Annotated in this window: 15 protein-coding genes and 6 pseudogenes; 15 read left to right on the top strand and 6 right to left on the bottom strand. The window is 56.2% G+C overall.

Annotated elements, in window-relative coordinates:
* The first annotated feature begins 3 nt into the window (after window positions 1-3).
* From BBCT_RS07085 to BBCT_RS07070, 4 genes and pseudogenes are all read left to right on the top strand, one after another.
* Window positions 4-867, top strand: a complete 864-nt coding sequence (locus BBCT_RS07085; protein WP_003835482.1) for an SGNH/GDSL hydrolase family protein — start codon at window positions 4-6, stop codon at window positions 865-867.
* 133 nt (window positions 868-1,000) lie between these two features.
* On the top strand, window positions 1,001-1,246 hold the full coding sequence (locus BBCT_RS09540; RefSeq protein WP_231858050.1) for a transposase: 246 nt from the start codon (window positions 1,001-1,003) through the stop codon (window positions 1,244-1,246).
* On the top strand, window positions 1,243-1,629 hold the full coding sequence (locus tag BBCT_RS09535; RefSeq protein ID WP_003835480.1) for a hypothetical protein: 387 nt from the start codon (window positions 1,243-1,245) through the stop codon (window positions 1,627-1,629). Before BBCT_RS09540 ends, BBCT_RS09535 begins: the two co-directional genes overlap by 4 nt.
* A 100-nt stretch (window positions 1,630-1,729) precedes the next feature.
* Window positions 1,730-2,218 (top strand): annotated as a pseudogene (locus BBCT_RS07070) (IS256 family transposase); the annotation flags it as partial.
* A 13-nt stretch (window positions 2,219-2,231) separates the two neighbouring features.
* Here the strand turns inward: BBCT_RS07070 and BBCT_RS09780 are convergent.
* A pseudogene (locus BBCT_RS09780) lies at window positions 2,232-3,356 on the bottom strand (IS3 family transposase).
* Between the two features lie 63 nt (window positions 3,357-3,419).
* Between BBCT_RS09780 and BBCT_RS07055 the strand changes: the two are divergent.
* Window positions 3,420-3,910 (top strand): annotated as a pseudogene (locus BBCT_RS07055) (IS3 family transposase); the annotation flags it as partial.
* A gap of 128 nt (window positions 3,911-4,038) precedes the next feature.
* On the opposite strand, the gene BBCT_RS07050 reads toward BBCT_RS07055, so the two are convergent.
* On the bottom strand, window positions 4,039-6,051 hold the full coding sequence (locus BBCT_RS07050) for an arsenate-mycothiol transferase ArsC (protein ID WP_035136308.1): 2,013 nt from the start codon (window positions 6,049-6,051) through the stop codon (window positions 4,039-4,041).
* Between the two features lie 177 nt (window positions 6,052-6,228).
* Here BBCT_RS07050 and BBCT_RS09515 point away from each other — a divergent pair.
* From BBCT_RS09515 to BBCT_RS07020, 10 genes and pseudogenes are all read left to right on the top strand, one after another.
* Window positions 6,229-7,484: pseudogene (locus BBCT_RS09515) on the top strand (ISL3 family transposase).
* 87 nt (window positions 7,485-7,571) lie between these two features.
* Window positions 7,572-8,912, top strand: coding sequence for a hypothetical protein (locus BBCT_RS07040; RefSeq protein ID WP_003835473.1), 1,341 nt, complete (start codon window positions 7,572-7,574; stop codon window positions 8,910-8,912).
* Between the two features lie 87 nt (window positions 8,913-8,999).
* Entirely contained in the window at window positions 9,000-10,793 is a 1,794-nt protein-coding gene (locus tag BBCT_RS07035) for a DUF4012 domain-containing protein (RefSeq protein WP_128805906.1), read from the top strand.
* Window positions 10,794-11,280: 487 nt separating this feature from the next.
* On the top strand, window positions 11,281-11,466 hold the full coding sequence (locus tag BBCT_RS09510) for a hypothetical protein (protein ID WP_229027298.1): 186 nt from the start codon (window positions 11,281-11,283) through the stop codon (window positions 11,464-11,466).
* A 204-nt stretch (window positions 11,467-11,670) separates the two neighbouring features.
* Window positions 11,671-12,146 (top strand): annotated as a pseudogene (locus tag BBCT_RS09775) (DUF4012 domain-containing protein).
* Window positions 12,112-12,741, top strand: coding sequence for a DUF4012 domain-containing protein (locus tag BBCT_RS09500; RefSeq protein ID WP_003835467.1), 630 nt, complete (start codon window positions 12,112-12,114; stop codon window positions 12,739-12,741). Before BBCT_RS09775 ends, BBCT_RS09500 begins: the two are co-directional and overlap by 35 nt.
* 29 nt (window positions 12,742-12,770) lie before the next feature.
* Window positions 12,771-12,962, top strand: a complete 192-nt coding sequence (locus BBCT_RS09495) for a hypothetical protein (protein WP_003835466.1) — start codon at window positions 12,771-12,773, stop codon at window positions 12,960-12,962.
* A 94-nt stretch (window positions 12,963-13,056) separates the two neighbouring features.
* Entirely contained in the window at window positions 13,057-13,650 is a 594-nt protein-coding gene (locus tag BBCT_RS09490; protein WP_231858049.1) for a hypothetical protein, read from the top strand.
* A gap of 60 nt (window positions 13,651-13,710) precedes the next feature.
* Complete coding sequence (locus BBCT_RS09485) at window positions 13,711-14,559, top strand: sugar transferase (RefSeq protein ID WP_003835461.1); 849 nt, start codon at window positions 13,711-13,713, stop codon at window positions 14,557-14,559.
* A 101-nt stretch (window positions 14,560-14,660) separates the two neighbouring features.
* Window positions 14,661-15,809 carry a glycosyltransferase family 1 protein gene (locus BBCT_RS07020; protein WP_003835459.1) on the top strand — a complete coding sequence of 383 codons (1,149 nt, stop codon included), beginning with the start codon at window positions 14,661-14,663 and terminating at the stop codon, window positions 15,807-15,809.
* Between the two features lie 30 nt (window positions 15,810-15,839).
* Here the strand turns inward: BBCT_RS07020 and BBCT_RS09830 are convergent, their stop codons facing one another.
* The 4 genes and pseudogenes from BBCT_RS09830 to BBCT_RS07005 all read right to left on the bottom strand — a co-directional run bounded on the left by BBCT_RS09830 (window position 15,840) and on the right by BBCT_RS07005 (window position 18,222).
* Complete coding sequence (locus BBCT_RS09830; RefSeq protein ID WP_231858048.1) at window positions 15,840-16,781, bottom strand: IS3 family transposase; 942 nt, start codon at window positions 16,779-16,781, stop codon at window positions 15,840-15,842.
* Window positions 16,782-17,155: 374 nt separating this feature from the next.
* Window positions 17,156-17,358: pseudogene (locus tag BBCT_RS09675) on the bottom strand (MobA/MobL family protein).
* Between the two features lie 127 nt (window positions 17,359-17,485).
* Entirely contained in the window at window positions 17,486-17,668 is a 183-nt protein-coding gene (locus BBCT_RS09770) for a DUF3847 domain-containing protein (RefSeq protein WP_033512793.1), read from the bottom strand.
* 152 nt (window positions 17,669-17,820) lie between these two features.
* The gene (locus BBCT_RS07005) at window positions 17,821-18,222 is read right to left on the bottom strand and encodes a DUF2513 domain-containing protein (protein WP_033512795.1); all 402 of its coding nucleotides are present in this window, start codon (window positions 18,220-18,222) and stop codon (window positions 17,821-17,823) included.
* Window positions 18,223-18,238: the final 16 nt, after the last annotated feature.

Below are 18,238 nucleotides of genomic sequence, written 5' to 3'. Positions count from 1 at the left end.
TAAATGAGAGTTGTTAAATCTATTATCGTTGCGATTACTGTATTTGTTCTCTCTCTGTTGCCCACGGCAGCATATGCTGAAACAGGAGAAGCCGATAAAATCGATTTGTTCTTGGGCGATTCCACTACTTCTGCCATCGGCGTGTCCGATACCCAGCGTTGGAGCAAATTATTTTCAGAGAAAGACAATGCGCAAGAAGTTAATTATGCAGTTGGAGGTTCCGGTTGGGGGGACACGGAATGGGTGCATGATGGTAGAACATATGCTGATCAATATGAAAAAGCTCGTAATGAGTTAGGGGATAACGCACAATACGTTCATAGAGTGTTTGTTGTTGGTTTCGTCAACGATATTGAAAGCGGAACCTCTGTGCAAGATATCAAGACTAGGATGAAAGATTTGCTTACAAAAATACATGCAGATCTTCCTGAGGCGCAGCTCATCTATATACCAGAGATCGCCGCACCATCTCCTAAGAATCTGAGTCTTCTTCCTGCAATGCTTCCAGTTTCAAAAGAACTGATTAACACAGCTCAAAGCATCAATGGTGTATATGTGGCTGATGACTGTATTGATTGGTTGAAAGACTCGAGTGACACGTGGCAAAGTGATCAAACTCATCCTAATGCAAAAGGGCATGAAATCGTTGCACAAAAAGTCGAATCTCTTGTAGCACAAATTGATTCAGGTAAGAAGCAAGCAGGGAAGACGGCTAATACTGAAAATGCTACTGTTAGTGTTTCCAAGAATATTTTTCTAAATTATAAACAGATTGCACTTATTCTATTCATCGTTATAGCTCTTATAGCGATTGCAGTTGTGCTAATTATATCTCGTAAACAGAAATCGAAGCACGCAAAGCGGTGATATTTTCTTAGAGATACAGATGCAGCCATTCCCTGACTTTGTCTGTATTGTACCATGAGTGTATCCAACCGAGTGATTGTTTGGATAAGGGGCTGCGGACGTTTTCTTGGAGACTGAGCGAAAGGATTTTCGTATGTTCAGTCCCGAAGAACGGGAGCGCGCGGTGGAGCTGTACTTCACCACGCCGATGACCACGGCCCAGGTGGTGAGGCATCTGGGATACCCGACCAGGCAGTGCTTGGAACGCTGGCTGGCAAAGGATCCCCGGTATGCTGGCCATATGGCCAAACCCATCATCCCACTGGAGACAAGGACCAAGGCGATCGAACTGGTGCTGGGCGGCATGCGCGGAAGCAGGCCGCCCGACAGCTCGGCGTGAGCATCGGAGCGGTCCACAACTGGGTCAAGGCGTACCGCGAGGGCGGCATGGCCGCGCTGCGACCCAAGAACAGGAACGCCAGCCAGGCCAACAAGCCAGCGCCGCGGCGAAGCCGGAACGCCGGAGCCGTCTGCGATGACGCGGAGGCGTTGCGTCGCAGGGTCGAGGAGTTGGAGCTGGAGAACGCGTCGACGCGGGAGGTGGTGGAGGTCATAAAAAAAGACCCAGGCGCCGATCTGCGGTGCCTGTCGAACAGGGAGAAGACGCTGCTGATCGACCATCTGAGACCGGCGTATTCGCTCAGCTCGATGACATGCTTGCTCGGCATCGCGCCGAGCAGGATAACGCCCGAATTCTTGCGCACTTTCGGATTCCGGCCCTGACGTAAGAGGGCATGGCCCGCGTCCTGTGTACGATTTTCATTCGCCAAAACAAAAAACCGCGATTGGAAGCCAGGAGACGGAACCAAGACCCTCGAACATCATGCAGATCGACCAGAACCTGCCTGGGACCAGGCTCGACCGGCTGATCACCGAGAAGATGACGCAGATCCTCAACGCGATGCTCGACGCCGAGGCCGACGAGATCACCGGGGCCGCCAGATACGAGCGCAGCGTGGGACGGAAGGCGTACAGGGCCGGCCACTACGAACGCAAGCTCACCGCCAAGGCCGGCAGGCTCGAGCTGAAGGTGCCGAAACTCAAGGGTGCCCTGTTCGAGTCCGCGGTGATCGAACGCTACCGGCGGCGCGAGCAGAGCGTCGAGGAATCCCTGATCGACATGTACCTGGCGGGCGTGAGCACCAGCCAGGTCGACGACATCAGCCAATTGCTGTGGGGAGACCGCATGCCCTCGCAGACATTGAGCGACAAGCTCAAAAGGATCTACGGGGAGATCGACCAGTGGCGCACGAGGCCGTTGGAATCCGAATACCCGTACGTGTTCGTGGACGGCGTGGATTGGCAACAGCGTGTTGGACGGTTTCTTAGAGGACGAGTCCCTGTTCGGTGAGTTCCTTCGGACTCCGGTATTCGAGGGTGGAGTGGAGTCTTTGGTTGTTGAACCACCACACATAGTCGTTGAGGTCGGAGCGTAGTTGTTCCAAGCTGGTGTAGCGGTTCCGGTATATGAGCTCCTTCTTCAGGAGCCTGTTGGTGGATTCGACCACGGCGTTGTCGTACGGGTTGCCCTTCCTTGACAGCGATCTTCTGATGTCGAACACGTCGAGCAGCTTGTCGATTTTCGCGTTGTCGAACTCGCTGCCCCCGGTCCGTGTGGAACACCTCCACCTCGGTCAGGGGGAAGTCGAGCGTGGCGAACGCGGCCATGACCAGGTCGGCGGTGCGGCTCGTGTCGGCGCTGTGGCCGGCGATGCTCCTGTTCGCCAGGTCGATGAGCAGGCACACGTACGCCCACTTGCCGCCGACGCGCACGTACGTCAGGTCACTGGCCAGGTGGGTGCGCGGCTCGTAGCCGTCGAACTCGCGGTCGAGGATGTTCGCGAGCCTGGCCTCGTTAACCCGCGTCTTGTGTGGTTTGAACGTTCTGCGCGCGTACGCGCTCGTCATGCCCCGCCGTTTCATGATGTTGACGATGCGCCTTCTGGAGGCGGTGACGCCCCTCCGCTCCAGCGCGGCCTTGATCTTCCTGGCGCCGTAACGCTCATGGCTGTCGCGCCGGACCGCGTGCACGTCGCCGGCGATCGGGTCCACCCGCCCTGCTTCGGGATGTTCGATCATCCAGTAGTAGGTGGAGCGGGGAACGCCCAGTATTCTGCACTGCGCCGATATCGGATAACGGGAGGCGTTGGCCCGTATCACTGCTACTTTCGTGCGAATATCAGCGCCGCCTGTTCTGAAACGTCCACCTCCATCTCCAACTGTCTGTTGCGCTTGCGCAGCTCGACCGGCTCGTTCTGCTCAGGGGTGCGGTTGTCGGCGGCTTTCGTGGAGCCGCTGTTGCGGATGCCTTGGACCCAACGGTGCAGCGTGGAATGCGAGATGTCGTACTCGTCCTTGATCTCGCGCGCCGGCTTGCCGTTCTCGTAAAGCTGCACGATCTGCCGCTTGAACGACTCCTCGTAGTGGCGGGGATGCTTCGGGTCGGCCATCGTCGGCCTCCAATCTCATGTCATTCGTCCCTCATCGGACTGTCTAATACATTGTAGCCAATCCGTCCGTTCTCCAAGCTCGGCACCGACGTCACCGAGTTCAAGGTCGCCGGCTCCAAGGCGTACCTCGCGCCCGTGTACGACATGGCCAGCAAGGAGATCGTCGCCTGGGACGTGAGCCGCAGTCCGGACCTCGGGCAGCAGAAGCGCCTGCTCGTCATGCTCGCGGAGCGCCTGCCCGCCGGCGTGGAGCCGATCCTGCACTCGGACATGGGATGGCAGTACCAGCACCAATGGTGGCGGGGCGAGCTCGAACGCCTCGGCATCCGCCAGTCCATGAGCCGCAAGGGCAACTGCCTGGACAACGCCGCCGCCGAGCAGGTGTTCGGCCACTTGAAGGACGAGTTCTACCGAGGCCGGGAGAGTTCGACTCGTACGAACAGTTCAAACGCGAACTGGACGCCTACATCATCCATTGGAACACCAGACGGCGCCAGATACGACTCGAGGGACATACCCCGGAGGAGTTCCGGAGCATGTCCCTCGCGGTCTAGGGCTGTATCCTAATTAACAACGTCCAACAAACGGGGCGCAGTTCAGAGACGCGGCTTTTATGCTATTCCGGGCTGATTCGGTGGCTGCTACATTCGACGGCCATCGAATCAGCCCATATAAGACCAGGCTATTCAGCGGTCTGTGTCGACTCTCCGCCGCTACCAGGGTCTGGTGTTGGTGTTGGGTCCGGATTGGGTGTTGGTGTCGGATCTGGGTCTGGTGTTGGTGTTGGGTCCGGATTGGGTGTTGGTGTCGGATCTGGGTCTGGTGTTGGTGTTGGGTCCGGATTGGGTGTTGGTGTCGGATCTGGGTCTGGTGTTGGTGTTGGGTCCGGATCCGGAGTTGGGGTCGGTGTGGGCTTCGTTTCTCCGCTATTACCGGAACCATTTCCGGAGCTATTGCTTCCGGACTCATGCTTGTTGTTGGAATTGCCATTGCCGCCGGAGCTGCTGCCGGAGTTGTTGCCGGACTCATTCTTGCTGCTGGAATCGCCACTGATGCCAGTGTTGGTAAGCGCATTCTGCTTCAGTGCCGGGGCGTAGATGCTCGGATTGTAATAGACCCGATTGCTCGAGCTGGAATCCGAATCGTCTTCCGCCGTCTCGTACGCCTTGGAATCCGCATTGTGCTTCGCCACGGAATCGGCGACCGCCTTCATGGCGCTCTCCACGTTCTCACGCGCCTTGGAAAGCGCATTGATGCTTGGACCCTCACCATTCAGCACCTGATTGGCTGCGTCGATGGCCTGCTGCAGGGAGGTGCGCGTCTTCTCGTCCGACACATTGTCCTTGCTGCTGTCCATAAGGCTCTTGGCCTGTTCCAGCGTGGTCTTCAATGACTGCTTGGCGGCTTCCACGCTGGAATCGGCCTTAGCATTGCGGCTCTTGGACAGCGCATCGGAGGCCTTGGTCAGCGTGGTGAGGGACTGCTCCATCGCCTTGGCGTTCTTATTGTTTTGTTTGGCTGCTCGTGTCAGATTCTCGGTGGACAACGAAGCCACGCATTGGGTAGTCGGAATGAAATCATACGCGTTCGACAGCGCGTCCTTCAGCGTGCTGGCGGTCTTGCTATCCGCGAGCTGGTCGGACGGCACGCTCACCAGCAGGTTCGCGTTCTGAATTGCGGCGTCGTAGCGCTTCTTCACTTTGGCATATCGGGTCGCTGACTGCTTGCAGGACGAGAAGGCGTCACGTTGGGCGTTGACCGATGTGACATGCCAAGCCACGGTTCCGCCTACGGCCAGCAAAGCGGCCACGGTCGCGGCACTGGCGATGATGATGATCTTACGCTTCTTGGACTTCTTCTCCGCAGCGGCCGCTTTGTCTCGAATGGAAGTGTCCTCTACGACGACGGGCATCTCATCCTGATCGCTGCTTTCATCGGATTGGACATCATCGGGCAGGTCGTCCGGAGCGATCAACTTCGTATTGGCGGTTTCAACCTCCGTATTGTCTTTGACGACGATGTCCGCGGGCGCCACCGCGTTGTCAAATGAGAGGTCGGGCAGAGGCCAGTCGCCATGGACCACGTCGCCATGGAAATGGGGAGGATTTCCTAGTTGGACCGTTTCCTTGACGCTTTGGACGGCGGGCGTGGTGTTGTAACTGATTGAGCGCAGAATATTGCGGATTGCGTCATTGGTGGCGCGCGCGGCCGACCTGAACGCTTCGAAGTTTTTACGGTAGGGATCCGGAATCGTGGCCGAGGGGGGCAGCATTGGACGTATCTGCATGGATTGGTCAATTACCGATTGCAGGCGTTCTTGGATGGTGACGCCCGTGATCATGTTGTGCTGCGCGCAGTATGCGCACATATTGGAGAAATCGGTGAGCGTGAACGTGTACGGTAGTGCGGTCGGGGCGATGACGACGATATTGTGCCGTTGCTCCGGTTCGAAGCACAGAATCAAATCGGAATTGTCCGCGATGTCCTGTGTCAGCTGCGTGGAACGGAACTGTGAGGAGTTGATTCCGACGGCATCCATCAGTGCCTTACTGGAAGGATCGATGCTGTGGCCGGCTAAACTATGGGTGCCAGCGCTGCCGACCTCGAGGGAAGTGCCCTGCGTGTATGTGCGGAAAAGGAGTTCCCCCATTGGTGACCGGCAGATATTGCCGGTGCAGATGAACAGGACGCGCATGTTTTTGAATCCTTCAACCATCGAAATGCGAAAATAGGCTAGAAACAGTATATATATGGCTCTTGTGTTGTTTTCGTGGGTGTCGTCTCGTCGTTGAGCCGTTGATTATGAGGGTGTGAGGGGCGTTTCCTGTAGGTTTGTTTTTCGACCAAGAAAAAGAACCACAGAAAACGCCTTATGAAGAACATATTCAAACGTTTGCTCAACGTCAAGGGCATGGTCGTCGAGGACGTGTCCATCGACGATTCCCCGCTGCGCGACGTTCCGGTCCTGGTGGCGCGCGTCAGGTGCAGGAAGGCCGCGTTGCGTTGCTCGCGCTGCGGGCGCAAATGCCCGAAATACGACGACGGGGGCGGCGAAAGGCGTTGGCGGCACCAGGACTTCGGCTGCTATCGGGTCGAGATCGTGGGTCCGGCTCCGCGTGTGGAATGCCGTGTGCATGGCGTGGTGGTGTCGCGGGTTCCGTGGGCGGAGCCGGGCAGCCGGTTCACGCGCGACTTCGAGATGGAATGCACGTGGCTGATGACGGTCGCCAACAGGAAGACCGTGAGCGGTTTTCTGCATGTCGCGTGGAGGACCGCGGGCGACATCGCCGGACGGGTCGTCGGCCGGCTGGAATCCGGCATGCCATGCATGTTCGACGGGCTCACGGCGATCGGCGTGGACGAGACCGGCCACAGGAAGGGCCACACGTACGTCACCGTCGTCGTCGACCACGAACGCAAGCGGGTGGTCTGGGCGCACGACGGATACGGCAAACAGGTCCTCGACCTGTTCTTCGAAGAATTGACGCTGGAGCAGCGCGCCTCCATCAGGATCGTCACCGGCGACAGCGCCAGGTGGATCGACTCGTCCGTCGCCGAATACCGCCCGAACGCGGAGCGCGTGCTCGACTCATTCCACATCGTCTCCTGGATGACCGACTGCCTGGACCGGGTCGGGAAACGGTTGTGGAACCAGGCCAGGCGAACGAAGGACAAGACGGCCGCGGAGGCGATGAAGGGCCTGAAATACGCCGTGCTCGGAAACCCCGGCGACTTGACCGAGCGCCAATCCACGGCCCTCGCCACGCTCGCCGGCGTGGATCCCAAGGGCCAGCTCTACCGCTCCTGGCAGCTCAAGGAGCTCCTGCGCACGCTCCTGCACCAGCCCGCCGGCAAGCCGAGGGGGAACTCAAACGATGGATCAACTGGGCCAGCCACTCGCGCATCCCCGAGATCGTCGAACTATGCAGGAAGATCCGCGGGCGCCGGGACGGCATCCTCAGGACCATCCGACTCGGCTACTCCAACGCGCGCCTGGAGGCGTTCAACAACAGGATCAAAGTCACCATACGCATGGCCTACGGCTTCCACCACGTCGACAACCTCATCGCCATGATCAAACTCAGATGCTCCGGCCTACCCATCCGATTGCCGGTCCCCGTCCTCTAACCCACGACAACAGCAGAAGCCTCGTATATATTGCATTGGGCATTCGGGGAGGGGCGCTATCCTCGTAGAGGATTGTAAAGAGGGGACATGAGATATATGGAGCATGGAAACAGCGGTCTGATACGGAACGCGAGCGATGTGTTGCTGGTGATGGCGTTGATCACTTTGCCGGTTGACGGCACGAGGCTTGGCGTCATCATGCCGTACTGGACACCTATCGCCCCCGTGTTCTTCACGCTGTATGTCCTATGCAATCTACGCCTTTTCCTGCGTTCCATGCGCCAGCATCTCGGATTCTTCCTGTTCCTGCCCCTGCTGGTGGCCGTATCATTCTTCGGATGGCTGACCGTCGGATTCCACAGGATGTACGTGTTCCAGACCATGTTCGCGCTGGTCTCAGGCCTTGCATGTCTGGCATCATTGGATATCGCGTTCCGCTTGAAACGACTCGATTGGAACAGGGCGGTGACGATTGTCGTAATCGTGTATTGGATCGCATTCATGGTGGGTGTCCTGCAATGGTTGGACTCCCGATACGGCATCGAACCAGTCACATTCCTGTCCCAACATCTCATGGAACGCAACTACGTGCCGCGCAAGCCCCAATTCCTGTTCGCGGAACCAAGCTACATCGGCATGCACATATTCGGCGTACTATTGCCCCTGTTCTGGCTCACCAGACGCAAGTCATTGGCCCTACTCGTACTCGTGTTCGCCTTCGGCTCGGCATGCATGGGGGTTGGCGTGCGCATCCTAATCGACACGGTGATTGCGCTGCTGCTGTGGGCGGTAATCGAAATCCGGTGGAACCGTGCGCGCAACATCATTGCGGCATTCGTCGGCATCGGAGCGATCAGCATCGGCGGAGCACTGATGTTACTGCGCAACGCGCGCGTGCAAAGCCTGCTGCAGCACGGCCTGATGCAGGGAGACTTCTCCATGCTCGCACGCATTTTCCGCTCGCTGGCGCCAATGCTCGCCGGTCTGCATGCCCCTGCGCACCTTGTATTCGGCTTCGGCATGGGCAACATCAAAAACGCGATGCTGCAAGGATATGACGACGCCCGAAACGTCATCATCGCCCGAGGCGGAGACCCGTCTGGCAATGTCGAGATCAGACTGATAGCGAACACGGACAACAGCACCTACTACTTCACCATGAATGCCTACGTCAGTTTCATTACCGAATTCGGCATAATAATGCTGGCCGCATTCCTGATACTGCTTTTGGCCCACGTGACCTGCAACCATGCCTGGAACAAAACCACAATCTGTTGGCTGATCCTCCTGTGCTACCTCTATATCCAATTCGAAGGCTATGCGTTCTACGCCCTATGGCTCTACATCTGGGCAACCGGCTTCCCCAAACTGGCCGCAATCCAACCCCCGAAATCTGCCAGCTCCGCACAGCCATCGAAAACAGAGTAGACTCAGACAGCGGAAACAACCGAACAGTCCGATTCGCGTCCCGCAACCATGCGAACCAGCGCATGCTGAAACAAGGAGCAGACGATTTTGCCAAGAAGCAAGCATACGAAAAAGCGCACCGCCGTGCATGTGGCACTGGCCATCGTAATCCTCTGCCTCGCGCTCGCAGTTTCCGTTGCAGTGGCCGGACTGCTGTTCTACAAGCAGGCTCAGACCGTGAAAAATGAGGAACAACAGGCGGTTTCCGCCCTCTCTGGGCTGAACGAAGATATCCTCAAGAATGCGGACTCTCTGCAAGCCACCGTATCCCAAGCGCAGCAGCATACCGTGGAAGCCAAACGAATTTCGCATAACCCATTGTGGACGGTCGCATCCATAATGCCGTACATGGGCAACGATGTCACTACAGTGCGCGGCATGACCGAAGTAATGGACGACCTGACCGGCAACACGCTTCCCGGTTTCACGAGCATCGCGCAACAGATCAGTACGACGCAGCTGAACAACGCCAACGGACAGCTCAACCTGCAGGCCATCGCTGACATGCAAGACGAATTCGCCAAAGCTAACCAGCAGCTCCAGCAGCAACGAGAAAAATACGGCAACCTGCCCACGCCAAAAATCAAAATCGTGGCATCCGCATACCAACAGGGACGCGACAAACTCGACGATCTCGCGCAAACCGTGGACGGCATGAACAGTGCGATGCAAATGGTCCCCGAATTGCTCGGCCAAAACGGGGCGAGAACATACCTTCTAGCCATCCAAACTCCCTCCGAACAACGCTCCGGAGGCGGACTGGTCGGATCTCTCGGCACATTCCACGCCGATCAAGGAACAGTGACGGTCGGCGAACTCCACCCCGACGGCACGCTGCTCAACGGTAATAACGGCAATGCCGAGGAAAAAGCGGTCTTCAACGGCCCGCTCGCATTCTCCTTCGACCTGCGCGACACATTCGCCGTGCCTGACATAGCACGCAACGCGGAAATGCTGAACGCTACTTGGCAGCGCTCGCCGTACGCCTGCAATATCGATGGTCTACTGGCGGTCGACCCGGTGTTCATCCAGGAGATGGTTGGTATCAGCGGCGACGTGCGGCTTGAGAATGGTACCGTGCTCAACGGTAGCAACACCGCGCAGTATCTGCTGAACACAATCTACAAGAGCGTGCCGGCGGAACAACAGGACGCCTATTTCAATTACGTGGCGCAGACGGTGCTGAACAACGCCTTCAACAGCATGAGCGTGGAGAAACTGCTGAATATGGGGCAGATTATTGGCTCAATGGCCCAGGAACGTCACTTGTACGCATACACGTTCCATGAGGACGAGGCTGATCACTTCCAAGGTGCCGGAACCGCGAAAAGCGCTCCCGGCAGCGCGGACAAACCACAGGTGGGTATATATCTCAACGAACAGAACTCGTCGAAGCTGGGCTGGTACATCGATCGTAAGGCCATGGTGACGGCGACCGGACGAACCAAGGACGGCGCCCGCACCTATCATGTGCGCTACACGCTGACCAATACGCTGACCGAAGCGGAACAGGCAACCTGCAACTGGTATATTCTCGGCGGAGTGCAAAGCGGAGTCGACGGACAAATCGTGGGCGGCTCCGGCATTTCCGTGCAGCGTATGCTTTTCTATGCTCCGGCGGGAGGAACAATCGGAGACATAACTTCGACCGGCGATGTGAAGGATCAGCGTACAACCACGATGGACGGACAGAACGTCACCACCAACGTCGCGTATCTGGAACCCGGGAAAAGTGTGACGTTCGAATTCGACGTGACCACTTCCACGAAGGCGAAGACCGATCTGACCATCGACCAGTCCCCATCCGGAAAAATGACGAACGATGTGGACTATCATTACTGAACCACCGTTATAGGCCATCATTGCTAAGATATCGAAGGGCATGAGGGTAATGATTCGGGGTGGATTCGTAATCTCGCTTGTTTTCCCCTCATGTATTAGAATGTGTACGAATTAGTAGCGAAGCGGAGAGGAATCAACCGTCATGGACGATCGATCGTCCAGGGTCAGAGAACCAGAAAAGCCCTGAAGAAAACGGTCTGGCATTCCCGTCCATACTTGACAGTTCCGTTTCCGGGCAGGAATCCCATTCGGGCAATTCAAATGCTTCGGGCATTTCAGGTGTTTTGGATGCTGCTCCGAATTCCGATTCTACGAGATGCCAATTAGAATCCCGAGCACGGCGAGCCGCATCGTCGGCGGGTCCGCAGGCGGATGAGCGCCGAGCACATCCGCCGTATCAAGCGTCGACGCCGTAACCCTCGCATCCTGGTTGTCGTGCTCATCGTGCTGCTGGCGTTTGCAGCCGTTGCTGGGGGTGTTCGCTTTCTTGGCGTTGAAAGCGAAGAGTGAACTGCAACAGGCCACTGATGGTGCAAAACATCTGCAGTCCGTCATTGCCGATGCCGACCAGTCGAAGATGGAAAAGCGTGTGGGGGAGCTCTCCGCGCATATTGACAAGGCTTATCCGCAAACATCTTCATCGATATGGTCGGTTGCCACGCGTCTGCCGTAGGCGGGTGGTGATATTTCCGCGGTCCGGGACACGGTCGGAGCTTTGGAAGACATCTCTTCGCAGGCCTTGCCTCAGCTGGTGCAGGCTTCGGGAAGCATCAATCTGAACAAGATTCAGGTAAAGGATGGCACTGTCGGCATTCCCGGTTTGGAGAATGCGCAGAAGAATGCTGCCGATGATGTGATTGATGATGCCGTGCGCGAGATGAAATCCGCGCAGCAGCCGAAAATACGGCAAGTGACCGACGCTATCAATGCAGTCAAAGCCAGTTGCGTGAAGCTCAGTAACACGGTTCATGGTATGAGCACACTGGCGCAGTTGCTGCCCAGCATGTTCGGCACGGACAGCCATGCCATTGACGCTCCGCGCAACTACCTGATTCTGGCGCAGGCCAACGCGGAGGCTCGTCCTTCCGGCGGTTTGACCGGTTTGCTTGGCGTAATCACCGTACAGGGCGGCCATCTGAGCTTGCAGCCGTTCGTCTCGGATATGGAGATCCCAAGTCTGGCGAGCCGGTGGTGGAGCTCACCGCCGAGGAGCGGATGCTGTTCACCGACAAGCTGGGCACGGATATCCGCGACGTGAATTTCACTCCCGACTTCCCGCGTACCGGCGAAATCGTACGTGCAATGTGGGCCATACAATATGGCGTCCAGATGGGATGGCGTGATTGCTATTGACCCGCTGTTTCTGCAGAACATGCTTGCCGTTACCGGCGGTGTGACCATGCCCGACGGTTCCGTATTGGACGGTACGAATACCGCGCAGATGTTGTTGAATATTGTGTATGCGAAGATGACGCCGGAGAAAAAGGACAGGCATTTCGCAGATGCCGCGCAAGCTGCGTTCAACCACATCACCCAGAATGCCGATGATCCAAAAGCCTATATTGGTGCGCTTTCCCGGTCCGTGAAGGGGCATCTGCTGCTGCGGAGCGCGCACGAGGGCGAGCAGGACTTGATTGCCGAATCCGAGATTTTGGGTCGTCCCATTACCGAGGGTGCCAAGCCTCAGATCGGCGTGTACATTTCCGACGAGACGCAGCCGAAGATGGACTGGTATCTGCATCGCGAGGTGACCACCAAATTCCAGAAAGTGGTGGCGAATGGGGCTAACCAGTATACGGTGCATATCAAGCTGAAGAACCTGATAACCGTCGAGGAACTGGCCACGGCTCCGAACTATGTGACCGGTGGCACGAACGAGACCGAGCCCGGAGACATAAGAACGGCCTTGTTCCTATATGCGCCGGCGAATGGCCGTTTGGTGGATTAGAAGTTCCAGAACCAAATGATTACCAGGGCATGACCGTGCATGATGGTTTGACGCTCGCCGTCGGCAAGGTCACGCTGAAACCGGGGGAGGAGTATGAGATCACCCTGCATGTGCAATCCGCTCCGGACGCTGAGGAAGTCCTCACTGTCCGCAGACTCCGCTTATCGAAGGCTGGTGGGCGTGTCGAGCTGAAAGAAAAATCCCCCTTTATATGGATGTGAGAGTAAGCTAAATTATCGCTCCTAACAAGCGGGGGAGGCAAGGGTTTTTAGTTTGGAGAGAAAAATGACCTATAGCGGCAACACTAAGGAGAAGTTGAGCGAGACATCCCGGAAGTATGTGCTCAGCGTCGCCTACTGGCGGTTCTTCGTCAACGCCTTGCTGGTGTTGTGTGATATGACCGCCTTCATCATTGCCTCGGCGATTGTATACGTGGTGCGGAATGCGGGAGACCTGTACTCCACGCGTTTCCACTTCTACCTTGCTTTATGGGTGTATACGCTTGTCGGCTCGCTGATTTGGATATATTGCCTGCACAGTGTGGGCGTGTACCACCGTCATGTGATGGGTGACGGCTACCAGCTCAATGCGTTTTTGGTCAAAGGTGCGATTTTCGCGGGTCTGATGGTTTGCGCGCTGAATTCCATTCTCAACGTGTACGTACCGTTGGTGACCACCGGTTTGGCGCTTCTGTGTGCGTTACTGGTTACCATTGTCGAACGTCTCATCATCCGTCAGTTCGTGCTGTTCAGCCGTGAGAAGGGCGCGTATTCGTACGGCACCGTACTGGTAGGCTCTCCCGAGGGCATTGAACATGCCTTGGAATTCCTGAGCAAGAAAAGCCAGCTAAACTATCATGTCGTTGCGGTGTGCCCGATTGGATTGAACGAGAAGAACGGTCTTGTGTAGGCTGTCGGCGCGCCCGAGGGGTTCAAGCAGCGGATCCATGAGATTAGCGGCAGAAATATCGTGACGTTGCCGTATTGCAAGAATTTCGCCGAACGTGCCGTGGCCGTGGGTGTGCAGACGGTGATGGTCACCGATGTGATGCAGCGTTTTTCCGATAATTTCAACACATTCGTGTTGGATCTGGAATCCATGAATCTGGAGATCGCAGTTGTCACCTCCGCGGTGGATGTGAGTGGCCATGAGACCAATATCCGCGTGCTCCAAGGCACCACGGTGATGACGATCAGCCTGACGCAGTATTCGCCGTGGGCCATGTGCAAGAAGCGCGCGTTCGACATTGTGGTGTCGCTGATTGCGCTGTTGGTTTCCGCGATTGTCAGCGTTCCCGTCGCCATCGCCATCAAGCTCACCGATGGTGGGCCGATTTTTTATATGCAGACCCGTGTGGGCCGCCGTGACAAGACGTTCAAGATGATCAAGTTCCGTTCCATGGTGGTGAACGCGGACAAGATGAAGGCGGAATTGGCCGAGGAAAATGGACAGAAGGGCCGTTTCATTTTCAAGATGAAGGACGATCCGCGAGTTACCAAGATGGGCAAGTTCATTCGCAAGTTCTCCATTGATGAGCTTCCGCAGTTCCTGAACGTGCTGAAGGGTGATATGAGCGTGGTGGGACCGCGCCCGCCGCTGCCTGAGGAAGTGGCGCAGTACGACCAGACATATGCCACTCGTATGCTGGTCAAGCCCGGCATCACCGGTCCGTGGCAGGTGTCCGGCCGTTCCAATCTGAGCCGGGAGGAGTCTGAATCCTTGGATGTCAGCTATGTGCAGAACTGGTCCATGTTGGGCGACATCGTGCTACTGTTCCGCACCGTCGGCGCCGTTGTAACTCACAAGGGTGCATATTGATAGGTTCTGATGGAGATGAGACATAGCAAGGGATTCCATCAGGGGAACGGCAGTTTCAGGTGCTGGGTAAGCTCGGAAGTACAAGGGAAGCAATACGTGATATGAGTATGGTCGATACGCAATCGCATAATACGAAAACCGGCGTGAATGGTTCGCAAAAGCCGATTCGCGTGGCTCAGATTGTCGGCAAAATGGTTGGCGGCGGTGTTGAATCTGTAGTGATGAACTACTACCGGTATATCGACCGCAGCAAAGTGCAGTTTGATTTCCTTGTCGATGAGGATTCCACGCGCGTTCCTGAAGAGGAAATCACTACTTTGGGTGGTCGTGTATTCCGCATACCGCCGTACCAGCATCCGATTCGTTACCGTCGTGAGCTGATTCGTCTGATGCACGAACAGCAGTGGCCGATTGTGCACAGCAACATCAACACTCTGAGTGTATTCCCATTGTCGGCAGCGAAGAAAATGGGAGTGCCTGCCCGCATCGCGCATTCTCATTCAACCATGGGCAAAGGCGAGTTTGCGAAGAATGCGATGAAGCTTGTATTGAGGCCGTTCGCAAATGTGTACCCGACAGTAAGGTTTGCGTGCGGACATTATGCGGGTGAATGGTTGTTTGGCAAAAACCATGATTTTACTGTAATTCCGAACGCCATTGAGCTGGATAAATTCCGTTTTGATTCTACAGTTCGTCAAAAGGTACGCGAAGAATTCGGTATTGCCGATGACACATTCCTGATAGGGCATGTTGGCCGCTTTATGCCTCAAAAGAACCAGGTTTTCTTGGTTGACATGCTTGCGGATCTGCTGCCTAGTAGGCCTAATACGATGCTTGCCTTTGTGGGAGAAGGACCTGATAAGGCGGATGTTCAACAGCATGCTGAAGAGCTTGGTGTTGTTGATCATGTGATGTTTCTGGGACAGAGATCTGATGTCAATCGTCTATACCAAGCATTTGACGTGTTCTGCCTGCCTAGTCTATATGAGGGACTTTGCTTAGTTGGCGTTGAGGCGCAGCGCGCTGGTCTCCCATGCCTGTTCTCCGACGCAATTACACGAGAAGTTGATGTAACAGGCACATCTAAATTCATGCCCATAGAATCGCATGAAGAATGGAGCTCTTCTATACTGGCATTGGAACCGGGGATACGAATCGATTCCTCCGATAAAGCGTTCTCCGACTATGATATTTCCGAGAATGCCCGGGAACTGACTTCAATTTACTTGAAACTTTTTGAGAAGAAATGAAAAGCAATATGGACCCGCTAGTTTTAGTTGTCATACCTGTATATAATATTGAGCCTTATCTACATGAATGTGTGACAAGTGTGATAAGGGAGCTGCGGACGTTTTCTTGGAGATGATCACGCAGCCATTCCCTGGTTCTGACGGTATTGTACCGGACTCATCCAACCAATCGACCGTTTGATGCGCTCGTGGTCGTGCCAGCGGATGCAGTCGTCGATCGGGACGAGCACCCCGTCGCGGGTATGCTCCCCCCCCCCAATGCCCAGGATAGACGGGCTCCGTCCTCATGCGTCCGAGGAACCCCTCCGCGGCGGCGTCGTCCGGGGAACGGCCTTTGGCGCCCGTCGACCGCGCCGGGCCGTAGCGGTCCATGAGCGCCAGCCATCCGGGCCGCCGGCAGTGGCATCCGCGGTCGGAATGCACCAGGGGCCTCGCTCCCTCCGGCAGCGTTTCCATGGCCTTGACGAGCATCCTGTTGGCGAGCTCCGCGTTGGGACCGGGCCCGGCCGTGTACGCGACGATCTTGCCGTCGTAACAGTCGATCGGCGGGGAGAGGTACACCTTCCCATCCCTGGCCTTGATCTCGGTGATGTCCGTGAGCCATTTCTCGTTCGGCATCTCAGCCGTGAAATCGCGGTCGGCGAGGTCGCCGGGAGCCGGCGTGGTCTCGCCCTCGTATGAGCCGTACCCGCGTCGTTCGGGAACATGCGCCGTCGGACCATCCTCGGCCATGATCCTGCGGAGCGCCTTCTCCGAGACGCGGGTTCGGAGCACGGCCCTGACCCTGCGGTACCCGTACCTTCCCCTGGAAGAGGCGAACGCCTCCGCCACCTCCCGCATCAACGCGTTCCCCAGTTCCGGCTCCTCGACCCTGCGGCGCGGGGCCTCGGCGTCGCCGGCGGATCGATCCCGTCGCATCGCTGGCCTGTCGGCCTGGCCGGCGTTCCTGTTCTTGGGTCGCAGCGCGGCCATGCCGCCCTCGCGGTACGCCCTGACCCGGTTGCGGACCGCTCCGATGCCCGCACCGAGCCGTTCGGCGGCCTGCTTCCGCGCATGCCGCCCAGCACCAGTTCGATCGCCTTGGCCCTCGTCTCCATTAGGATGATGGGTTTCGCCATATGGCCGGCATACCCGGGATCCTTTGCCAGCCAGCGTTCCAGGCACTGCCTGGTCGGGTATCCCAGATGCCTCACCACCTGGGCCGTGGTCATCGGCGTGGCGGAGTACAGATCCACCGCGCGCTGTCGTTCCTCGGGACCGGACATATGATAATCCTTTCGCTCAGTCTCCAAGAAAACGTCTGCGCCCTGTTCTCCTGCATGGAAAACTCGTTCTGCAAGGCAATGTCAAATCTGTAGGCAAGCTGCGCTTTTCCCGTTCTGCTTCTCCACCTCGTTCCATAAGGTTTCGCGGTCAGAGAAAGAGGGTGGAGCATGAGATGGCAGCAGGATTTCGGAACAGATTACGCCGCCCTTTTGGCGTAATCGCTGTCCTCGCTGTAATGCTCACTGTGCAGCTTTTCGCCGGAGCGATAGGCGGCAGCAGCCACAGCAGACTGTCCGGCGCTGTGCTTAATCCGGGTCGCATGAAAATGATACAGTGCGATAGTCAATCACCCCCAAACTCATTTTTGTTGTGCTCGTTGATGGCCTCCATGAGCAGACCCTTGACTTCCGTCAAGGCGAATGCTTTTCCGCAAAGGTGTAAAACTCGGTTTCGGTCAAAACCTTTGTCAGCGATGCAACGCTTTCAATAGCTGCGCCACGGGTGATAAGATGATGTGCCCGCTTGCGCAGATCTCCCTTTTCGTAGTATGCGGCACGGTTTTCAAGTTGCTGCTTTTTGTGTTGGAGCTGCAAGAGCTTGCGTTCTTTCCGCTTTCTCCGCTTCCAGTTCGGGGATAGTTTTCTGTTTTGCCATAATGCATGACCTCCTTGATTTTGATGTAGGGATATAAAAAGACCGCCTACTTTTTTGTAGACGGTCTATGTAACTATAGAGGATAGTTTTTTTATTGCGGCATTCCACCGTTTTTAATGATGGAGTTTGCTACTCCCTCTGCTGCGGCTGTCACAAACGCAGAGGAAATGGTCTTAATTGTTTCGATAACAAGGGGGAGTCCTTTTTGCACAATTACATCTTTAACCTTTTTCCATTGGGAGTTATCTCGGATTTTATCAAGAAAATCATTGCCCTCCCATGTTAAAGAACCTACGTCGAAGCTCCATAAACTGTTATCCGCATACCGGGCACCGTAATCAGAAATCAGCCCAGCCTCATTTAATATTTTGCAATGATAGGCGACAGTTTCCATGTCGTAGCCACTAATGTTCAAATTATAAATCGCTGTTGAACGGTATTCTTCTTCAATTTTCAAAAGAATGAGACGAACAAGCTCCATGTCTCGCTTCATGGATGCTCCTTTCATG

The organism is Bifidobacterium catenulatum DSM 16992 = JCM 1194 = LMG 11043 (assembly GCF_001025195.1).
Lineage (GTDB): Bacteria > Actinomycetota > Actinomycetes > Actinomycetales > Bifidobacteriaceae > Bifidobacterium > Bifidobacterium catenulatum.
Note: the sequence above shows the minus strand (reverse complement) of the source record. Positions and strands in the feature narration are given on the sequence as shown.